This is a genomic window from Olsenella kribbiana, assembly GCF_036408795.1.
GTDB classification, from domain to species: Bacteria; Actinomycetota; Coriobacteriia; order Coriobacteriales; family Atopobiaceae; genus Olsenella_L; species Olsenella_L kribbiana.
Map to the genome: position 1 here is coordinate 183,378 of NZ_JAZGJP010000001.1, position 17,570 is coordinate 200,947.

A 17,570-nucleotide genomic window follows, 5' to 3' on the forward strand; every position below is an offset into this window, starting at 1 on the left:
ATGCTCCTTGCGAACTACCACACCCACACGACGCTCTGCGATGGCTCGGATACGCCCGAAGCGGTAGCTGCCGAAGCCTACTCTCGCGGCATGAGGCATCTCGGCTTCTCCGGACACATGGATCCTGACATACATATGGTCTGGCCGGACTATGTGAAGGCCATCACAGCTCTCGAGCAAGAATACCAGGGCCGCATGGATATCCTCATGGGCGTCGAGCTCGACAACATGTACGATCCTGCCTCCTGCCCCGGAGCGGAATACGTCATCGGCTCCACGCATTTCCTCGATGTCGAGACGCCCGTGCCCATGAGCGTCGACAGCTCCCCCGAGATAATGCAGAAGCTTGCAGACGACTATTACGGCGGGGATTTCTATGCACTCTCGAAAGCCTACTACGAGCTCGAGGCGAAGGTCTATGACAGGACGATGTGCACGTTCATCGGGCATTTCGACCTCGTGACCCGCTTCAACGACGACATGCACTTTCTGGACGAGACCTCGAAGCGCTATCTCGGCCCGGCCCTTGAAGCCATGGAATACCTCGTCTCGGAAGGCGTTCCCTTCGAGATCAACTGCGGCGCCGTGAACAGGGGTAGGAAGAAGGAGCTCTACCCGAGGACGGAGCTTCTTCGTGCGCTCCATGGCTTCGGTGGAGAGATCTTCATCAATTCCGATGCCCACCAGAAAGAGCGGCTCCTCGGTGCCTTTGACCAGGCCGTAGCGGCTGCCATTGCAGCTGGCTTCACGCATGTGAACATCCTCGTGCACGACGATTCAGGCAAGGTATCAGCGAGACAGCTTGCACTTGACAAGCTCTGATTGCCCTCTGCTGCATAGAACAAGGCCCGGATATCTGCAGCGATATCCGGGCCTCATGCATGCATGGGAGAGTTCGGTGAAAGCTATTTCACCTCGAACGGCGTCTCTTCGCCCCTGCTGAAGGCAAGAAGGGCTCCCGTGGAGCTTGTGATCATGTTCTTCACGTCTTCCCTCGTGTAGAACGCCATGTGCGGCGTCACGATCGCGTTCGGGAAGGCATCGAGGATGGCGCGATCGCGGTGGGGGAGGATGTCGCGCGAACGGTCGAGGTAGTAGAGCCCTGCCTCGTTCTCGATCGTATCGAGGGCGCAGGCACCGACGTGTCCACTCTCGAGTGCTGCGATAAGGGCATCTGTATCAATCAGGGAGCCGCGCGCGGCATTCACGAGCACGACGCCCTCCTTCATCTTCGCGAGAGCGGCAGCATCGATAAGATGGTAGTTGTCAGCTGATCCCGGTGCATGGAGGGTGATGATGTCAGAGGAGGCATAGAGCTCGTCGAGCGAGACATAGTCTGCGAACTTTGCCACCTCATCCTTCGGATAGGGATCGTTTGCCAAGAGCTTGCAGCCGAATGACGAGAGATGCTTCACGACCGTAGCGCCGATGCGTCCCGTGCCGATGACGCCGACCGTGGCAGACGAGATATCCAGGCCGATCTTGCCCTTGAGGCCGAAGTCCTGGACAAGGTTCTCGCGCTCGATGAACTTGACCTTCCTTGCTGCCATCATCATGAGCATGATTGCGTAGTTCGCGACGCCTTGGGGCGGGTAGGCGGCATGGGCGATCTTCATGCCGAGCTTGTGTGCATACGCGACATCGATGTGGTCGTAGCCGATGGAACGGGTCGCGATGGCCTTGACGCCAAGCTCATGGAACTGGTCAAGAATCTCGGGCGTCATCGGATTCGTGATGATGGATACTGCGTCAGCGCCTTTGGCAAGGTCGAGATTGGAAGCATCAGGATAGTCGGCCGTCCAGGCAAACCCGAATCCCTGCTCCTTCGCAAAGTCTTCCATATAGCCAAGCTCATCGTATGGTCTCAGAGCATAGGCAAAGAGCTTCATGTGATTGCACCCTCTTCGATAAGCAATTCCTGTCTTTCATTCAAGTCATGTTCCATGGAAACACGCATGTTTTCGGCTACCGAAAGATTTGTGCAATCCGAAATATATTTGGCGCAAAGATTTCAAAGATTTTTGGATTTTTTGACTCCGATTCAATTATTATAGCAACGTGCAGAAAGGTCATCTGAGAGGGCTTGCCCTAGGCAAGAAAGGATGTGCGTGACCATGCAATCGAAGTTGGCACATGCTGCAGAGCGCAAGGCATTCAGCCTTGCCCTCGATGCGGCAATAAAGGGCGTCAAGAGCGACCACCCCGAGGAGGCTGTCGAGAAGTTCCTCGATATGGGCGTGAAGCTTCTTTCCGACACCGCACCGGATATGGCAATTTCGCTCAGGAAGGCTTTCTATCCAGGCTCCAAGTGGGAAAACTTCCTGATCGGGCTTGCCAACCGTCTCGATCCGAACATCCTCAAGACCGCAACGCTCAATGGTGCCTATGAGGCAGCATTCCGCGGCCTGCGCGAGACGACGCAGTCTGCCGAGAAGTATCAGTGCAATGTGCCCTGGATCATCATCTTCGACCCGACGAGCGCCTGCAACATGCATTGCGTCGGTTGCTGGGCTGCTGACTACTCGAAGTCGCTGAACCTTTCCTTCGACGATATGGACAAGATCGTCTCCGAGGCAAAGGAGCTTGGCTGCCACTTCTTCATGATGACTGGCGGCGAGCCGATGGTCCGCTGGAAGGATGTCGCAAAGCTCGCAGAGAAGCACAATGACTGCATCTTCGGCCTCTTCACGAACGGCACGCTCGTGACCCAGAAGGTCTGCGACGACGTCAAGCGCCTCGGCAACATCGTATTCTCGCTCTCCCTCGAGGGCTTCAAGGATGCCAACGACGGCCGCCGTGGCGATGGCTGCTTCGACAAGGTTATGGCTGCCATGGACCTCATGCGCGAGAACGGCCTTGCCTTCGGCGTCTCCACGGCCTACACAAGAAACAACGTCGAGTCTGTCACTTCCGATGAGTACTACGACCTCATCATCGAGAAGGGCGCGCTCTGGGCATGGTACTTCCACTACATGCCGGTGGGCGAGGGCGCCAATGCCGACCTCATGCCGACGCTCGAGCAGCGCAAGTACATGCTGCACCGCATCCGCGAGGTGCGTGACTACGAGGGCGGCAAGCCGATCATGGCAATGGACTTCCAGAATGACGGCGAGTTCGTCGGCGGCTGCATTGCGGGCGGCCGCGTCTTCTGCCACATCACCGCTCGCGGCGATGTCGAGCCCTGCGTCTTCATCCACTACTCGAATGCGAACATCCACGACAAGTCGCTCCTCGAGTGCCTCCAGCAGCCGGTCTTCCAGGCATACCGTGCTCACTGGCCCTGGAACGACAATATGCTCCGTCCGTGCCCGATGCTCGAGAACCCCGAGATCCTTCCTGAGATCGTGCACGAGTCAGGCGCAAAGTCGACCGAGTATGTGACGCCGGAAGATGTCGACCACCTCTGCAAGAGGACCGCTCCTTACGCGAAGGCATGGGCTCCTGTGGCCGATCGCCTGTGGCGTGAAGAGCACCCCACCGGAAAGAAGGTCTATGAGGACAACATCTCGATGATGCCTGTGGACCAGAAGGCAAAGCGCCTTGCCGAAAAGGATGCCGAGCTCGATTCCGCAATTGCAGCCGGCACCGAGTTCACGAAGTAGCCTTCGCAGCCAACACGCAGCAGAGACAGGAAAGAGCCCCGGGTGACCGAGGCTCTTTCTTTCTGCCATGATTGCTGATGGGATGGCCTATTCTACTGCGTGCTGTCTGACCATGCGCAGGAATGCATCCACGGCAGCACGTCGCACGGCGGTGAGCGCAGACGGACGGGCAGCGGACCAGTCTATGGGGTGTTCCTCGATCATCTGGCGCGCTTCCGCTATGACCTGCTCGCCTGTTCCTGCCTGGAACGCGTCGTCTCCTGAGACCGGCAGATTGATATAGATGTCTGCTGCCTGCGAGTAGATGCGGTCAAGCTGGTTGGCTCCGCAGTTCATCGTCTTCTTTGCAATCGAGAGTGGCGTCATGTCAGGAATCGGGCGGGCATGGCGGATCATGCCGACACCGACGACAGCGTCCACCATGGAGCGGTCGAAGAGCGGCGTCGGCAAATTCATGCGGCACCCGCCATCCATGAAGGTACGGCCAATATAGGCGGTAGGCGTGACGACAAGCGGATAGGAAGCGGAGCATGTCACGCACTTTGCGACCTCGAGCTTCTCGTCGGAGAGGATGCGCCAGTTGCCATTCTCGTCGTGGAAGAGTTCAGGGTCGTTCGTGAAGACGCAGAGCTCACCCGTGACCACATCCACAGCACAGAGGGCAACGGGCTTCTTGAAGTCTGCAAAGGTATAGATGCCCGCCTCATCGAGAATGTTTCTTGCAAAGCGCTCCATGATGGCAGAGTCGATGATGCCATGCGTGCCGACAGCATTGAAGAGCTTGATGGGGTTCATCTTGAGGACGCCCTCATCGACGATCTTCTGGTCCATCATGACAAGGAGCTCTTCCATGCGCCGGGAGTCGATGCCTATACCGGCAAGGGCAGCGACAAGGGCACCCATCGATGTGCCAGCAACTGCGCCGATCTCGATATTGTTGCGCTCCATATCCTCGATAGCGGCAACTTCTGCAAACGAGCGGAAGCCGCCACCGCAGAAAGCGACACCTACACCCTGGATTCTGGCCATAGGACCCCCTTTGTCAGAGTCTGTGAAAGCAAGCTTAGTATGCCCGATTTTCTGGAGCATCGACGATAATTGTGGCGCCTGGTGTCCTGAATTGCGTTTCTCGACATTCATTGGGTAGTATGGATAAGTCACGAGCTCGATTGAAAGACATGAGGCAACGCTTTGTCATTGAGGAAACAGATAGAACGCAGCGCAAAGGCGAAGGTCGCACCTGAAGTTCTTGCGAAGCAGGAAGCCGGGCAGGATCTGGGTCCTGTTGGCACTCCCGACAACCCTTCGAACCAGATTCTCACCGCTGCGAACGTCATAACGCTCTGCCGCTTCATCCTGACAATCGTCTTCCTCATGCTCTTCATCCAGCATGAGCACAGGGTGGCAGCGCTCACCTGCTATGCAGTGGCAGCAGTCACCGACTTCCTCGACGGCCAGGTTGCACGCCGCACGCAGACGGTAAGCTGGCTCGGCAAGATTTCCGACCCCGTCATGGACCGCATCCTTCTCTTCACAGGCGTCCTTGGCCTTGTGATCACCGGCGAGCTTCCGCTCTGGGTTGCCATCTTCGTGATCGGACGCGACGTCTACCTGTTCTTCGGCATGCTTGCCCTCCAGAAGTACCGCAAGCGTCCCGTCGATGTCATCTATATCGGCAAGGTCACGACAGCGCTTCTGATGTTCGGCTTCTGCGACCTTCTGCTCGGCGCTCCTGTCATCCACGGGCTGGGGCTTGTCTCTGCCTCCTGGCTGCCAGGACTCAACAGCGTCGCGGCGCCTCTCGGCATCTTCTTCGTCTATGTCGGCATCATCACCTCGACAATCACTGCCGTCATCTATACGAAGGAAGGCATCGGCTACAAGCACGAAGCGCTTGCCGCACGGGAGCAGGAAGAGCAATAGCGAGGCCAGAAGATCGAAGCAGGAAGCCTCTGGCAGGAAAGCAAAGAGCATGAAGCAGCAGCACGCGAAGCATCTTACGAAGCAGCCGGGCAGCAAGGCTGAAAGCCGCAGGCAAGCAGTCCTCATCGCTCTTGTCTGCGCCGCTGCTGCCGTGGCGCTCCTGGCGGTCTGCGTCTTCCTGCCTCGGAACTCAGCCACCCCGGCCCCATCTTCTGCTTCAGCAACAAGGACCGCGACCATCACCCGTGCAGTCAGCGCCTCCAAGGGGACCGCACCTACGCTCTCTGAGGCAAAGGCGGCCATCGTCACGGATAGCGACGGCAATGTGCTCTGGGAAGAGAATGCCGACGCCGAGATGCCCATGGCATCGATTACGAAAATCATGACAGCAATGGTCGTGCTCGACAATGTCGATGATCTTGATATGCCGGTTACCTGTTCTGACATCACGCTCGAGGAAGGCGCCCAGGCTGCCGGCTATGCTGCAGGAGATGTGACGACCGTGCGCGAGCTCTTGAAGGTCATGCTCGTCTATTCGGCAAACGATGCAGCAGAAGAGCTTGCTGCCAATGTCCTTGGCAGCCGCGAGGCCTTTGTCGCAGCCATGAATGCCAAAGCTCAAGAGCTCGACATGACCCACACGCATTTCATGAATCCCTCAGGCCTCGAGGAGGATGGCCACTACTCGGCAGCCGCAGACCTTGCCCTCATGGGCCGGTATGCGCTTGCGAACTATCCCGTCATCGCGCAGACGATACGCCGCTCTTCGGTCACTACCGCAATCGGCGGCACGCAGAAGACGTTCAAGAGCACAGATACGCTGCTCCAGACGGCTGCAGGCATGCTCGGCATCAAGACCGGCGCAGTCGAGAGCGGCACGGCCTTCCTCGGTGCCTATGAGCAGGACGGCACAAGGGTCTATACATGCGTCCTTGGCTGCACAACAGAAGAAGGCCGCTTCACGGATACGAAGGCGCTCATCTCGTGGGCATTCTCCGATGCCTTTGAGACGCTGCCGCTGGCAGAAGCCAGCACGAAGGCAGCCACGCTTGCCTTTGCCGACCACTTCGGCTGGGTTCTCGATGTCACACCTATCGAGTCTGTCACAGGCTATGCAGAGTACGGTGGAGACGACATCGTGGAGACCAGCATCACGAGCACGCAGGCAGCAGCGCTTCCCGGCTCCTGCTGGCAGAGCATCGTCTGGACGCAGGGCACACGCCAGGTTGCCGAGGCCACCTATGTGGCGGGATATCCCTATCCCAAGCAGCGCAGCATCGATGAAATACTCATTCCAATGGAAGCTGGTTTTGCCGCATGGCAGATGAAGTGAACGAAGAAGAGAAGATCGTCCTCGAGGCAGAGCATCTTCTGCTCGGCGCCCTCATGGGATCTCTGGACGAAGAAGGCCCGGACGTGCCTCTTCGCTATGCCGATCAGGACGCAGAGGCATCAGCGCTTGCAGATGGCACGGCGCTCTGCGATCTTTCAGGCCTCTATGCGCTGAGGATCGCAGGAACTGCGGCAGAGGCCTTCTGCTTTGCTGCCTTTGGCGGCAGTAAGCTTGCAGTCGGGGAGTGCGCCTTCGAGCCTGTCTTTATGGGCGATGGCAGGCTGGTCTCCGTGCCGCTTCTGGCAAGGACCGGAGACGAGGAATACGTGCTCTGGGACGCGAGCCCTTCTGCCGATCTTCTTGCAGCATGGCTCTCGTTCCTGTCGGATATCGAGCAGAATGGCTACCGTCCCTACGCTGCACTCGATCTTGAAGAGGAGAGCACCGCACTCGTGCCGCTCCTTCTCTGGGGCGATGCTGCCACATCCATCCTGCACGACTATGTGAGGAAAGACGATGAGCTGCCCCGTGCTGGACATATCTCCGACGTATCGCTCGATGGGACGATAGCGACGCTCGTGCTCTCGCCTGAGCTTGATAGCCGGCCGAGCTACCTCGTGCTCGTTCCTTCTTCATACGCACGCATCGTCTGGAGGAGCCTTCTTTCCTTCCAGGCACTCACACCGGTGGGGCGCGTTGTCTGCCGGCAGCGTCTTTCCGAGACGCTGCCCTGGGGCAAGCTCCTGCTCGATGCAGAACCCCATGAGGTGGATGCATCGAGCCTAAAGGCTTGGGGAATCATGAGGAAGGACCATGATTTCGTCGGCGCTCGCGCGCTTCTGTCCTGAGAGAGCATCTCGAGGAGGTCTTCATGAAGTATGCCATCAATGCCCACGGCTTCCCTGACGCTATGGGATCGAGCTCTCAGGGAACGACTGCAGGACGCTTCGTCTTCATATCGGGACAGATCGCCCTCGACAAGGTCGACCCGGAATGCCTTGTCGCAGGAGGCATCGAAGATCAGACAAACCGCGTCATCGATCTGGCCGAGCAGCTTCTCGCCGAAGTAGGCTGCCAGCTTTCCGATGTCGCGCAGACAACGGTCTATCTTGCGCATATGGAGGACTTTGCCGCAATGGATGCCGTCTATGCAGAACGGTTCGGAAGGCCGGCCCCCGCACGCTCCGTCGTGGAGGTCTCGAAACTTCCTCTTGATGCCCTCATCGAGATGGACTGTGTCGCCTGCAGATAGCGCTAGAATGGAAATGTTGAAGAAGCACTGTGAAGGGAGCCTCAATGCAGCCTCAAGCAAACCCTCCCGAGGGCGATAAGACTGAAATTTTCCGTATGCCAGCAACCGATGCCACGATTCCCGATCTCATGGGTGCGGCACGGCGGAAGCACCCTTCGCTCACCATCGTCAAGGGTCCCCAGAGCGGCGAGACCTTCGAGCTTGAAGATCCCGAGATCACGCTTGGCCGCGATCCTTCCAACAGCATCTTCCTGAACGACATGACGGTTTCCAGGCATCATGCCGTGATCGATCTTTCCGGCCTCGACTCCGGAGCTGTCACGATTCAGGACCTGGGCTCGCTCAACGGCACGTGGGTGGATGGCGCAATCATCAGCAAGGCCTATATCAAGGATGGCTCCACCATCCAGATCGGCACCTTCCGCCTGATCTTCCATACGAACCGCATCCCCTCGAGAATCGAGACCGGAGCGTAGACGCATGGCAGATGCGGGATATCTGACAATCGGCAAGGTCGTCAAGAAGCTGCAGCCTGAATATCCCGAGCTCTCCATCTCGAAGGTACGCTATCTCGAGGATGAAGGGCTCCTGACTCCTGCCAGGACCCCTGGCGGATACCGTCTCTACTCACAGCGCGATGTGAAACGCCTCGAGACGATTCTGTACCTCCAGAAGACGCGCTTCATGCCGCTTTCCGTCATCAAGGAAGAGCTCGGCAAGCACGAGAATGCAACGACTGCGGAGCTCGAGCAGGCGCTCTCCCAGGAAGCGCAGGCACAGGGCGCTAGCACCGTCGCATCTCTTCCTCTGGACGACGAGGAGACGATCTCGAAGCTCCATCCAATCGACCGCATGCCAGAGCTTACCGGAGCTCCCGTGAGCTTCGTGCGCCAGCTAGCCGACGCCGGCGTCCTGGCACTCAGGAAATCGCCTCATGGCAGAGACCTGGTGGACGGCAAGGACTTCACGATCATCCGTGCGGCCGAGCGTCTCCGCCATTACGGCATAGGACCCAGAAATCTCCGCATGTATGTCGTCGCAGCGAACCGCGAGGAGGGCATGTTCGAGCAGGCGCTCGGTACGCTCTATGCCAAGAGGGGAGAGGACCCCTCCGCTTCCCAGCGCATCGAGTTCGCTCAGGCAACCGACGAAGTGCTTGCGCTCACGGACACGATCCGCGATACGCTGATACGCCGCATGCTCAGCAAGGCTTTCAAGGACATGGAGCTCGGCTCAGACCAGCAAGATGTCCTGGAACATAGATAGACCGATCACCCAAGGAAAGGACCTGCATTGTCGAGCGTCGATTACGAGAGCCTGATTGTCAGCATTCCTGACTATCCTGAACCAGGCGTCATCTTCAAGGACATCACCCCGCTGTTCGCCGATGCCCAGGGCATGGCTGCAGCCATCGACGATATCGCCGATCACTTCATCAACAAGGGCATCACGAAGGTCGTCGGCGCCGAGGCCCGCGGCTTCCTCGTGGGCGCCCCTGTCGCCTACAGGCTCAATGCTGGCTTTGTCCCGGCAAGAAAGCCCGGCAAGCTTCCGCGCGAGGTCTATTCGCAGACCTACGCACTCGAGTACGGCACGGATGAGCTCCAGATCCACAAGGACGCTCTCACGCCTGATGACCGCGTTCTGATTGTCGACGACCTCGTCGCCACCGGCGGCACGGCTGTCGCTACGGCAGAGCTCGTCGAGAAGAGCGGCGCCAAGGTCGCCGGCTTCTCCTTCATGCTCGAGCTCACCTATCTCCATCCGCGCGAGGAGATCGCCAAGAAGTACGACGAGGAAGTCTTCACCCTCATCCAGGTGCAGTAGGGCTATCCTAGAGCTAGCATCGATTTCTGGAAGCTGCCGGAATGCATGCCGGCAGCTTCCTTTTCTTTATCTGGGAGGATAGGCCGCGTGAAGCATCTGGGATATCTCGAGAGAAGCCTTTCCCGTCCGAACCAGGCCCGGCTCGTCTTCGAAGGCGCCCTTGTCGGCCTTGCCGGCGGCGGCATCGTCGTGCTCTATCGCATGGCGCTCTCGGGCGCAGAGAAGCTCATGAGAGGCATCACCGGAGCCGCAGCAGGCCATCCTCTCCAGATCCTTCTCTGGTTCGTCACGCTCGCAGCCGTCCTCATCATCGTCTCGAAGCTCCTGCTCTGGGAGCCCTATACGCAGGGCTCGGGCATTCCGCAGACCGATGCAGAAGCCATAGGGCGCATCGATATGCCCTGGTACCGTGTCATGTCAGCAAAGTTCGCCGAAGGCACGCTCTGTGCCTTTGCCGGCCTCTCGCTTGGCCGCGAAGGCCCTTCCGTCATGCTCGGCGGCATGGGAGGAAAGGCAGTCTCGAAGGCCCTCCACAAGGACCGCGACCACGAGTCGCTGTTCGTGACCTGCGGCGCTGCAGCGGGCATGGCAGCAGCCTTCCATGCGCCGCTTACCGGCGTCCTTTTCGCCGTCGAAGAGATCCACAAGGTCTTCTCGGCATCCCTGGTGATCACGGCGATGGCATCAGCGATCATGTCAGACTTCCTTGTCTCTCAGGTGCTCGGCGTGAGGCCAACGCTCAACTTTGCGCTCGTCACGAACCTGCCGCACGTCTCATATCCGCTCGTCGCTGTCATGGGCATCTACTGCGGCATCCTGGGTGCGCTCCACAACGCTGGCATGTTCGGCTGCCAGGCGCTCTATGGGAAGATCAAGCACTGGGTACCCTATAGCAGGCTCGCCATTCCTTTTGCCATCTCCGGCGTCATTGCCTTCACGCTGCCCGACCTCATGTGCGGCGGCGATGCCATCATCGAGAAGCTCATGAATCCGACGGCACTCACCTGGGAGGCAATCCTCTTCCTGCTGATAGGGAAGTATCTCTTCACGACCATCAGCTTCGCTTCGGGCGCACCTGGCGGCACGCTTTTCCCGCTTGTCGTCATGGGTTCGCTTGCAGGCGCGCTCTTCTGCCATCTTGCAAACGCTGTCGGCGGCACGTCGACGCTCTATATGATGAACTTCATCTATCTCGGCATCGCAGGGCTCTTTGCAGCGGTCGTGAGGGCCCCTGTGACCGCAATCGTACTTGTGTTCGAATTGACAGGAAGCCTCGAGAATCTGCTGTCCGTAAGCATCGTCGCAATGATTGCCTTCGTCACGGCGAATCTGCTCAAAATCGACGCATTCTACGAGCATCTGCTCACCAAGCTTCTGGGCAACCTCGACCCGGAAATTGCGGCACAGGAAGAGCACGGCATTGCACTCAGGACCTATCATGTAGCGCTTGGCAGCCAGGCTGAGAACAGGACCGTGGCAGAGCTGCCGTGGCCGAAGGGTACGCTCATCGTACTTGTGGAGCGCGCCGGCGAGCGTATCACGCCGCACGGCACGACGAAGCTCGAACCCACTGATGTCATCACTGCTATAGTCCCCAAATCGTCATTGCTGGAAGATGACCGAAAGATTCAGGAACTCTGCCGGCCGACCATCTTCAGACGCGATATCGAAGGCACGGCAGATGCGGATCGAAGCCCGCAGGACCATTCATAGCCATATTCCTGCTTTGGATTCGTCCGTGAGAAAAATCCATACGGCATGCTGCAAAACAAGGCTCTGAGAGCCTGTTTGAGCAACGCTGGCAGTCATACACGAACATCGGTTATGTTTGGGATATATCGGCGTCTTAGAATGCCTCTCAGAAGCTCTTAGAGGAATATGGCCTAAAGTGCCTTGAAGGCCCCATCATGATAGCAAGGGGAGCATCTATGTAGAAGCTTCTGAGAGTCTTACTTTACATAAGATATATTATCAGACATTTCTGGACGAAAAGAGAGGGGACTGGAGCTGCTCTCTCCAGACCCCTCTCGAAGCATATATACTCTCTCGGAAGCCTTCTCACGAATCGATGTGCTGGCCGAGATACTCTGCTGCAGCAGTCGCAGCGTTTGCGCCATCGGCTGTAGCCGTCACGATCTGGCGGAGCTTCTTCTCGCGGATGTCTCCTGCAACAAAGAGGCCCGGCGTCTTCGTCTTGCCAGTCTCGTCTGCCACAGCATAGCCACGTTCGTCGAGATCTGCCATGCCCTCGATGAGCTTCGTTGCCGGCACGCGGCCGACAAATACGAACACGCCGAAGGAGCCAGCCGGATATGTCTCGGTCGTCTCTTCGCCGGTCTCGTTGTTCCTGAACGTGATGCGCTCAGGAAGCGTCTCGCCCTCGAGCTTCACGACGCTTGTCATGTAGCGAATCTCTACCTTCTCGTTCTCCTCGATCTTCTTGAGGACAGCAGCCTGGGCGCGGACATGGTCCTTGCGGACGATGACAGTGACCTTGGAGGCAAAGCGCGTCAGGAACAGCGCCTCCTCGAGGGCTGAGTTGCCGCCGCCAATCACGAAGACCTGCTTGTTGCGGTAGAACATGCCGTCGCACGTGGCGCAGTACGACACGCCGTGGCCACCAAGCTTCTCTTCGCCCTCGAAGCCGGCATGGCGAGGAGTCGCGCCGCCTGCCAGGATGACGGTCTTGGACTCATAGGTGCCCTCCGCCGTCGTGACCGTGAAGATCTTCGTCTCAGGGTCCTGCGTGATGGAGCTCACCTGGTCGGATACGATTTTTGCACCAAGGTCCTCAGCCTGGCCGCGCATCGCGTCAGCAAGCTCGAAGCCTGACGTATGCGGCACTGCTGGATAGTTGTCCACATCGGCGGTCAGCATAATCTGGCCACCCACGGCCTCCTGCTCGAGGACGACGCTGTCAAGCATTGCGCGCTGTGCATAGATGGATGCAGTGAGTCCTGCAGGACCTGCACCGACAATGACAAGATCGAGTACTTTGTCGCTCATGGCATATCTCCTTGCTCTTGTATTCGCTGCTCAAAGGATGCCCCTTGGGGGCATGGTCTATACATGAGAATGCTATCCCCCACATAGCATATCCATATTATATTGCGCGCAATATATCTTTGCAAGAGAAAAGAGCCTTCCAGCAGCAGATAGACTGCATGTCAGAAGGCTCTGAGAGGCGATTTGAGGCCCTATCTGCTAGACAAGCAGGAAGTAGACCACAAAGGCAATGGTTGCAACCCACATGAGCGGCTTGATGTTCTTTGCCTTGCCGGTCGCGAGGTTGATGAGGACATAGGCGATGAAGCCGAAGCCGATGCCGTTGGAGATCGAGTACGTCATCGGGATGCCAGCGATGATGAGGAATGCCGGGAAGGCATCCGTGATCTTCGTCCAGTCGATGTCGACGACGTCGCCCATCATGAGGTAGCCGACGACCACGAGGGCGCCGCAGGTTGCAGCGGAGCTCACGATGGTGATGATCGGTGCGAAGAAGGCAGCGATGATGAAGAAGATGCCGGTGAAGACCGAGGTCAAGCCGGAGCGGCCACCATCAGCTGCGCCCGAGGAAGATTCGACGAATGTCGTGATGGAGGAAGCGCCGCAGAAGCCGCCCACAGCAGCAGCTGCGGAGTCGACGACCAGAATCTGCTTGATGTCCTCGACAGAGCCATCGTCGTTCAGGAAGTCGCCCTGCTTGGCGACTGCCATGGCAGTGCCCATCGTGTCGAAGAAGTCGGACATCATGAGCGAGAAGGCATAGACAAGAAGGATGGGCGTCGTTATGACTTTCGCAATGCCCATGACACCATTGGCATCGGTCTGGAACGGAGCGCCGAAGCTCGAGAAGTCGAGAGCGGAAACGACGCCGTTAGGAGCAGCCGTGACGCCCAGAGGGATGCCGGCGATGACAGCGATGATGATGCCGATGAGAAGGGAGCCCGGCACCTCCATCGTATAAAGGATGACCGTGGCGATGATGGAGATGAGGCCGACGATGAAGGTCGGGCTCGTCACCTCGCCGAGGCTCACCATCGTGGACTCACTGGCGACGATGATGCCGCCGTCCTTGAGGCCGATCATTGCGATGAAAAGGCCAAGGCCGACGGAGATGGCATGGCGAAGAGGCACAGGGATTGCATCCATGACAGCCTCGCGCAGGCCACAGAGAACGAGGACGAGGATCGCGATGCCCTCGATGAAGATGACTGCCATGGAGGCATGCCAGTCTCCGCCATCAAGAGCGGTGAGCGAAAAGGCAACAATTGCGTTGATGCCCATGCCGGAAGCGCAGGCAAGCGGGCGGTTTGCGAAGACGCCCATGAGAATCGTCATGATGCCGGCGCCGATGCACGTTGCCGTGACAGCAGCATTGGCAGGCACGCCTGCGATGACCATGAGCGCGGGGTTGACGGCGATGATGTAGGCCATCGCCAGGAACGTTGTAAGGCCGGCACGTGCTTCCTGGCCGACAGACGTTCCACGCTCCTTGAGCTTGAAGAATTGCTCCATCCTTGAGGTCCTTTCCTATTTGAAAAACCTTGCAGGGAAAGCATGCGGCGCCCGGCTCGGAAACGGGCGCTGCATGCCGATCGACGACGCCCCTCTCAGGCGCCGGAAGATCCGAATCCGCCCACTCCGCGGTCTGTCTCATCAAGCGAATCGACTTCCATGAGGCTGACGCGGGGGACTTTCTGTATGACAAGCTGGGCTATGCGCTCGCCCTTCGTGATATGAATCTCTCTTTCAGGGTCGAGATTGATGGCGCAGACCTTGAGCTCGCCACGGTAATGGGCATCGATGAGGCCTGGCGTGTTTGCCATCGACAGGCCCTCACGAAGCGCGAGACCGCTTCTAGGCTGCACGAAGCCTGCATAGCCATCAGGAATGGCGATGGCGAGGCCTGTACTCACAAGACGGCGCTCGAACGGCTTAAGGACCACATCTTCGGCGGAACGCAGATCGAGACCAGCATCACCCTCATAGGCGTAGCTTGGCAGTTCCACTTCTTCGTCAAGGCGCTTTATCGGCAGGATGATATGGTCTTCGCTCATTTGCTCAGGCTCCTCAGCTCTTCGTTGAACTCATCGATATCTTTGAAGTCGCGATAGACGGAAGCGAAGCGCACATAGGCAACCTTGTCGAGGTTCACGAGGCGCTTGAGCACCATGTCGCCAATCTCTTTCGAGCTCACTTCGGAGACGCCGGAATCACGAAGCTCCGATTCCATATCGTCGATAAGCGAATCGAGCTTCGATATAGGTATGTTCCTCTTGACGGTTGCGGCAACAAGGCCGCGCATGAGCTTCTGGCGGTTGAATGTCTCCTTGGTGCCATCCTTCTTGAGGACAGTAAGCGGAGTCTCCTCTCGCCTTTCATAGGTCGTGAACCTGTAGCCGCACTGGATGCACTCACGCCTGCGGCGAATGGCATCGTTGTTTTCAGAGGGCCTCGAATCTACTACCTTCGATTCTTCGCACCCGCACTTTGGACAGCGCATGAATCCCCCTTGTGCTCTTCAACAGAAAGAACATATCACATAAAGCGGGGTCCGCGCTGTCCGTATTTAAATTTGAGTCGAAATGTAATACAGCAATTCGTCGTGCAGACGGTCGCAGCTTATGCCTGAGCAGCAGAAACGGTAAGCGTCTGGCCCGGCTGGAGGAAAGAGGAATCTAGGTCGTTCTCGTCCTGGAGCCAGTGTACCATCTGGTCGGTGCTCATGCCTTCAGCACCATGTGCCGCAGCAATGCTCCAGAGCGTATCCTGGTCCTTCACTGTATAGCTCTCCGTTTCGATGGAAGCCTCTGCCTGGCGAAGCCTTGCATTCTGGAGTGCGTCTCCTGCATACCAAGCGCCGAGGAAGGCAGCGGCGATCGCTCCGGCAGCCAGAACAGTGAAGACCTTGCTGCCGCGTCCAGGCTTTGCCTGTTCCTCGCGATGCGCCCTTCCCTCGTGCAGGACGAATGCGGGTGCTGGGTCCATTGCAAGTGCTGCGTTGCCATCGAACAGTGCGCTGTTTCCATCGATCATGTTGGAGCCTTTCTCTCATCGTTGCTGCTGACGTTTATAGCAATCGCCGCCGACAGCATTGCATGAGCGAACATCTGTTTTGTATACTATTGCTCGAACACTAGTACGTGTCAATAGTTATCAGAACATTTGTTTGCAGATTAATGTGAAATATCGTATGATGGAACCAGGGAAAAGGAGGACTCCCATGAAGAAGAAGCTCAGCAAGCGCCAGCAAAGCATCTACGAGTACATCTGCTCCTATAGCGCCGAGCATGGCTATCCACCCTCGGTACGCGAGATTGGCGCCGCAGTCGGTCTGGCATCGCCTTCGACCGTGCATATGCATCTCCAGGTCCTCCAGGAGCAGGGCCTCATCAAGAGGGATTCAAAGAAACCCCGTGCCATCGAGGTCGTGAACAATCCTTCCGAGCACGACGAGGGCCTGCATCTTGCCAAGGTCACCGAAGACCCAGACAGCAATACGATCTCGCTTCCGCTCGTCGGCCGCGTCGCTGCAGGCCAGCCGATTCTGGCTGAGCAGAATGTTGAAGAGCGCCTCAATCTGCCAACCAGCATCGTCGGCGATGCATCATCTTTCGTCCTGCGCGTTCATGGCGAGTCCATGATCAATGCCGGCATCTTCGACGGTGACTACATCGTCGTGAAGGAAGAGCACGATGCACATGACGGCGAGATCGTCGTCGCGCTTATCGACGATTCTGCAACCGTGAAGACGTTCTACCGCGAAGATGGCCGTATCCGCCTCCAGCCGGAGAACGACACGATGGAGCCGATCTACGCCGAGAACCCGCGCATCCTGGGTCGTGTGACGGCACTCATCCGCTCAATCAGCTAGCGCCGTGTCGGAATCCAGGCGTCTCCGCCTCTTCGATATCATCCGTGGCTTCTCTGTCATTTCGATGATGGGGTTTCATGTCTGTTATGACCTGACTGCTATCTTCGGCTTCAGGCTTGCATGGTTCGCGCCGCCTTTCGAGGATATCTGGCGAGACTCCATCTCCTGGACTTTCCTCTTCATCGCAGGCGTCATGTGCAGCTTCTCGAGGAACAACCTGAAGCGCGCAGGACGCTATTTGGCACTTGCTGCAGCCATCTGGACTGTCACGACCATTGCAGCTGTCGATACGCCGATAAATTTCGGCATCATTTTCTGCATGGGCGCCTGCACGCTCATCTATGCGCTCCTGCAGAAGGCAGGGCATGTTCCTGATGGATGGAAAGCTGCCATCCTTCTCTGGGTCGCCTTCTTCATCTCTTATGGACTGCCGAGAGAATCTTTCGGGTTTCCTCCCCTTGCCGTGCCGTTCCCCCGCGCCCTCTATCAGATACGTGGCCTTGCATGGCTCGGCATTCCTGGACCAGGCTTTGCCTCGGGCGACTACTATCCCGTGCTCCCCTTCCTCTTCATGTATCTCTCGGGGGCAGCGTTGGGAAAGCTCTGGAAGCGGCAGGGATATCCTGATGCCGCAAGGAAGCTTGCCTGCCCGCCACTCGAATTCGTCGGCAGGCACCCGCTTGCGTTCTATATCTTCCACCAGCCTGCAATTCTTCTCATCTGCGCAGCTGCTACCGGGACACAGCTCTTATGATG

General features: G+C 57.9%; 19 protein-coding genes. 12 read left to right on the forward strand and 7 right to left on the reverse strand.

Annotated elements, in window-relative coordinates; genetic code table 11:
• Nucleotides 1–822, forward strand: coding sequence for a PHP domain-containing protein (locus VXJ24_RS00840; protein WP_330971025.1), 822 nt, complete (start codon nucleotides 1–3; stop codon nucleotides 820–822).
• 83 nt (nucleotides 823–905) lie between these two features.
• On the opposite strand, the gene VXJ24_RS00845 is transcribed toward VXJ24_RS00840, so the two are convergent.
• Nucleotides 906–1,889 carry a D-isomer specific 2-hydroxyacid dehydrogenase family protein gene (locus tag VXJ24_RS00845; protein WP_330971026.1) on the reverse strand — a complete coding sequence of 328 codons (984 nt, stop codon included), beginning with the start codon at nucleotides 1,887–1,889 and terminating at the stop codon, nucleotides 906–908.
• Between the two features lie 225 nt (nucleotides 1,890–2,114).
• Here VXJ24_RS00845 and VXJ24_RS00850 point away from each other — a divergent pair, with 225 nt between their 5' ends.
• Complete coding sequence (locus VXJ24_RS00850) at nucleotides 2,115–3,602, forward strand: radical SAM/SPASM domain-containing protein (protein ID WP_330971027.1); 1,488 nt, start codon at nucleotides 2,115–2,117, stop codon at nucleotides 3,600–3,602.
• A gap of 87 nt (nucleotides 3,603–3,689) precedes the next feature.
• On the opposite strand, the gene VXJ24_RS00855 is transcribed toward VXJ24_RS00850, so the two are convergent.
• Complete coding sequence (locus tag VXJ24_RS00855) at nucleotides 3,690–4,631, reverse strand: patatin-like phospholipase family protein (protein WP_330971028.1); 942 nt, start codon at nucleotides 4,629–4,631, stop codon at nucleotides 3,690–3,692.
• A gap of 168 nt (nucleotides 4,632–4,799) precedes the next feature.
• Between VXJ24_RS00855 and VXJ24_RS00860 the strand changes: the two genes are divergently transcribed.
• The 8 genes from VXJ24_RS00860 to VXJ24_RS00895 all read left to right on the forward strand — a co-directional run bounded on the left by VXJ24_RS00860 (nucleotide 4,800) and on the right by VXJ24_RS00895 (nucleotide 11,650).
• On the forward strand, nucleotides 4,800–5,525 hold the full coding sequence (locus VXJ24_RS00860; protein ID WP_430623802.1) for a CDP-alcohol phosphatidyltransferase family protein: 726 nt from the start codon (nucleotides 4,800–4,802) through the stop codon (nucleotides 5,523–5,525).
• 49 nt (nucleotides 5,526–5,574) lie between these two features.
• On the forward strand, nucleotides 5,575–6,858 hold the full coding sequence (locus tag VXJ24_RS00865) for a D-alanyl-D-alanine carboxypeptidase family protein (protein ID WP_330971030.1): 1,284 nt from the start codon (nucleotides 5,575–5,577) through the stop codon (nucleotides 6,856–6,858).
• Nucleotides 6,843–7,706 (forward strand): hypothetical protein, encoded by an 864-nt coding sequence (locus tag VXJ24_RS00870; RefSeq protein ID WP_330971031.1) that lies wholly within the window; start codon nucleotides 6,843–6,845, stop codon nucleotides 7,704–7,706. Before VXJ24_RS00865 ends, VXJ24_RS00870 begins: the two co-directional genes overlap by 16 nt.
• 23 nt (nucleotides 7,707–7,729) lie before the next feature.
• Complete coding sequence (locus VXJ24_RS00875; RefSeq protein ID WP_330971032.1) at nucleotides 7,730–8,110, forward strand: RidA family protein; 381 nt, start codon at nucleotides 7,730–7,732, stop codon at nucleotides 8,108–8,110.
• Between the two features lie 95 nt (nucleotides 8,111–8,205).
• Nucleotides 8,206–8,586 carry an FHA domain-containing protein gene (locus VXJ24_RS00880; protein ID WP_330971033.1) on the forward strand — a complete coding sequence of 127 codons (381 nt, stop codon included), beginning with the start codon at nucleotides 8,206–8,208 and terminating at the stop codon, nucleotides 8,584–8,586.
• 4 nt (nucleotides 8,587–8,590) lie between these two features.
• Nucleotides 8,591–9,376, forward strand: a complete 786-nt coding sequence (gene ftsR, locus VXJ24_RS00885) for a transcriptional regulator FtsR (protein ID WP_330971034.1) — start codon at nucleotides 8,591–8,593, stop codon at nucleotides 9,374–9,376.
• A gap of 27 nt (nucleotides 9,377–9,403) precedes the next feature.
• On the forward strand, nucleotides 9,404–9,937 hold the full coding sequence (locus tag VXJ24_RS00890; protein WP_330971035.1) for an adenine phosphoribosyltransferase: 534 nt from the start codon (nucleotides 9,404–9,406) through the stop codon (nucleotides 9,935–9,937).
• Between the two features lie 87 nt (nucleotides 9,938–10,024).
• Complete coding sequence (locus VXJ24_RS00895) at nucleotides 10,025–11,650, forward strand: ClC family H(+)/Cl(-) exchange transporter (protein ID WP_330971036.1); 1,626 nt, start codon at nucleotides 10,025–10,027, stop codon at nucleotides 11,648–11,650.
• Between the two features lie 345 nt (nucleotides 11,651–11,995).
• On the opposite strand, the gene VXJ24_RS00900 is transcribed toward VXJ24_RS00895, so the two are convergent.
• The 5 genes from VXJ24_RS00900 to VXJ24_RS00920 all read right to left on the reverse strand — a co-directional run bounded on the left by VXJ24_RS00900 (nucleotide 11,996) and on the right by VXJ24_RS00920 (nucleotide 15,976).
• The gene (locus tag VXJ24_RS00900; protein ID WP_330971037.1) at nucleotides 11,996–12,943 is read right to left on the reverse strand and encodes an NAD(P)/FAD-dependent oxidoreductase; all 948 of its coding nucleotides are present in this window, start codon (nucleotides 12,941–12,943) and stop codon (nucleotides 11,996–11,998) included.
• A 198-nt stretch (nucleotides 12,944–13,141) separates the two neighbouring features.
• Nucleotides 13,142–14,455: an NCS2 family permease gene (locus tag VXJ24_RS00905; protein WP_330971038.1), complete on the reverse strand. Its 1,314-nt coding sequence runs from the start codon at nucleotides 14,453–14,455 to the stop codon at nucleotides 13,142–13,144.
• A gap of 95 nt (nucleotides 14,456–14,550) precedes the next feature.
• Nucleotides 14,551–14,997 carry a dUTP diphosphatase gene (gene dut, locus VXJ24_RS00910; protein ID WP_330971039.1) on the reverse strand — a complete coding sequence of 149 codons (447 nt, stop codon included), beginning with the start codon at nucleotides 14,995–14,997 and terminating at the stop codon, nucleotides 14,551–14,553.
• Nucleotides 14,994–15,443 carry a transcriptional regulator NrdR gene (gene nrdR / locus VXJ24_RS00915; RefSeq protein WP_330971040.1) on the reverse strand — a complete coding sequence of 150 codons (450 nt, stop codon included), beginning with the start codon at nucleotides 15,441–15,443 and terminating at the stop codon, nucleotides 14,994–14,996. The genes dut and nrdR overlap by 4 nt, the downstream gene beginning before the upstream one ends.
• 119 nt (nucleotides 15,444–15,562) lie before the next feature.
• Nucleotides 15,563–15,976, reverse strand: coding sequence for a LysM peptidoglycan-binding domain-containing protein (locus VXJ24_RS00920; protein ID WP_330971041.1), 414 nt, complete (start codon nucleotides 15,974–15,976; stop codon nucleotides 15,563–15,565).
• Between the two features lie 187 nt (nucleotides 15,977–16,163).
• Here VXJ24_RS00920 and lexA point away from each other — a divergent pair, with 187 nt between their 5' ends.
• Together lexA and VXJ24_RS00930 are read left to right on the forward strand one after the other, a co-directional pair.
• Nucleotides 16,164–16,814 (forward strand): transcriptional repressor LexA, encoded by a 651-nt coding sequence (lexA, locus tag VXJ24_RS00925; protein WP_330971042.1) that lies wholly within the window; start codon nucleotides 16,164–16,166, stop codon nucleotides 16,812–16,814.
• Between the two features lie 4 nt (nucleotides 16,815–16,818).
• The gene (locus VXJ24_RS00930; RefSeq protein ID WP_330971043.1) at nucleotides 16,819–17,568 is read left to right on the forward strand and encodes a heparan-alpha-glucosaminide N-acetyltransferase; all 750 of its coding nucleotides are present in this window, start codon (nucleotides 16,819–16,821) and stop codon (nucleotides 17,566–17,568) included.
• The last annotated feature ends 2 nt before the right edge of the window (nucleotides 17,569–17,570 follow it).